This is a genomic window from Paenibacillus xylanexedens (genome assembly GCF_007676705.1).
Lineage (GTDB): Bacteria > Bacillota > Bacilli > Paenibacillales > Paenibacillaceae > Paenibacillus > Paenibacillus xylanexedens_C.
Genome location: NZ_VEBF01000285.1, coordinates 1 through 276, shown reverse-complemented (window position 1 = coordinate 276; position 276 = coordinate 1). Strand labels below are relative to the sequence as shown.

Annotated in this window: 1 pseudogene; it reads left to right on the top strand. The window is 47.5% G+C overall.

What is annotated here, in order from left to right:
- Positions 1-274 (top strand): annotated as a pseudogene (locus FS628_RS30550) (AAA family ATPase); the annotation flags it as partial.
- Between the last annotated feature and the right edge of the window lie 2 nt (positions 275-276).

Genomic DNA, 276 nt, shown 5'->3' with positions numbered 1-276 from the left:
GCCACTTTCTCAACGGATCATCAAGAGGTACCAAATTCAGCCCCTAAAGAAAGAAGATGTGTTTGCCTATATTGATCATCATTTAAAGCTTGCCGGAGCCAAGATGCCAATTTTCACAGAAACAGCCCTTGAAGCGATTGCCTTGCGTTCACAGGGATGGCCGCGCGTCATCAACACATTGACGATCAATTGCCTTTTGTATGGGGCGCAGCTGAAGAAAGAACAGATTGAGGAGGAGATCGTCCAGATGGCCGTTGAGGAGAGTGGCTTATGATG